The sequence below is a fragment of the Acetobacter nitrogenifigens DSM 23921 = NBRC 105050 genome, from assembly GCF_000429165.1.
Lineage (GTDB): Bacteria > Pseudomonadota > Alphaproteobacteria > Acetobacterales > Acetobacteraceae > Acetobacter > Acetobacter nitrogenifigens.
In genome coordinates this window covers 1-1,561 of sequence record NZ_AUBI01000050.1, presented here as the reverse complement: position 1 = coordinate 1,561, position 1,561 = coordinate 1, and the positions used below count along the sequence as shown (strand labels likewise).

2 protein-coding genes are annotated in these 1,561 nt (G+C 45.9%); both read left to right on the top strand.

The genetic code is table 11. The features are described from left to right. Positions 1-167 precede the first annotated feature (167 nt). Entirely contained in the window at positions 168-422 is a 255-nt protein-coding gene (locus tag G442_RS25450; protein WP_154660428.1) for a hypothetical protein, read from the top strand. A 69-nt stretch (positions 423-491) separates the two neighbouring features. Then, positions 492-1,043, top strand: a complete 552-nt coding sequence (locus G442_RS25445) for a hypothetical protein (protein WP_154660427.1) — start codon at positions 492-494, stop codon at positions 1,041-1,043. The last annotated feature ends 518 nt before the right edge of the window (positions 1,044-1,561 follow it).

Below are 1,561 nucleotides of genomic sequence, written 5' to 3'. Positions count from 1 at the left end.
TCGTGCCATGCCTGTTCTCTCTGCTCCTTACCCCACAGGCAGGAAGTGAATCAGATCTCAGGCAGATCGTATAGATCTTTTGTCAACGCGACCTAATCCTCCCCATCGGCCTGCCGCCCGATCAATCGCATGTAATACAAGTTATACGTGAAAGCGATGGAGTGGAATTGATTGGGTCCCCTATCACACTAGAGGTATCAAAAAAACTTGACGAAATTTTCGTCCAATACATTATCCGATTTAGCGATGCTATTGATAACCTTGATAATCAAAAGAAATTTCTAGATATTCTTTCCGAGCAAATACAAAAAATTCGGAAACGCGCCGCCGACGCCGCCACGACAGTCAATGAGCGCAATTTGGAGCATGAGATGGCCCGGCGTCTTGGTCCTTCTCTCAAAGCGGAAGCCGTCCATACGTAACCACGAGCGCTGTTAATCGACGATCATGCGCCAAACGACGATTCCCGCTCGAAAACACTTTTCAAGCACATGCGACGCTTAAAAGAACTCGGCTACGAAGTGAGTTCTATAGCAGCATCCTCGCTAAGGAGCGAGCCAATCGCGTCGAAAGATTTTGACATTCATTCTATTATCCAATGGGGTAAACCGTATTTCGGATCCGTGGAAGAAATTTTTCGTCTTCAAAAAGACAGCTTCAATCTGATTTACTTTCATCGAACGAGCGTCGCCGTCAGCTATATCGCTCTTGCCCGCTGCTATCAAAAAAATGCGAAAATCTATTACTCACCTGGGAATAGGACTCATTTGCAAATTACAGAAGAAGGCCATCGTTCAGTCAATGAAAATCTGGTAATGCAAGAACGTCGAATAAATCTATATGAAACGTCGACCTCGGTCATGGCGGAAGTCCTGGCTCTTCACGATCACAAATCGTATCCAGAATTTCTCGAAATGGCGCCTACACTCCGCATAGTCGCTGAAACTGCTCCCGATCTTTGGCCCGAGGTTGATTTTTTATCAAAAATTACAAAAATAACAAGAAAAATATTTAATTTCACTACAGAAATCTTATCCTTATAACTGATCTGTAGCCAAAAATTGATTTGTAGTAAATTTCAAATTGCACTGCAGAGACACCTATCTTTTTCTCTCAATTGTCGGAGAACGTCTTCCCCATGGGTATGTCTCTTTTTATCACAACGGTTCTCGGCTTTATACCACCGAACTATGCCGCAACGGGCGTTGCGTTCGTATCATTCGCCGTAGCTTCGTGCGCACTTGTCATGCGTTTCTGGAAGCCACCTTCCAGTGACTCCCGTTGGGTTGTCGTTTACAAAGTTGTCAGCGCGCTCGCTCAGGCTCGCGGCTGGAATGCCTGCGCCTATCAACCTGATCGTAAAGCGCTGATGATCCCTGTATCGACATCTCGTTCGGACGCGGCAGACACTCTTGGGTTGAAATCTGATAACACACGCCCGTAAAATTTTGCTTGAAAATACACTCTCTATGGCCTGTTAGGTCTTGAGATGATCTGCTGTTGCAGCGATGCAGATGACAGCCATGAAGGACGTAGCGGTTTTCTCATACCGCGTGGCGAC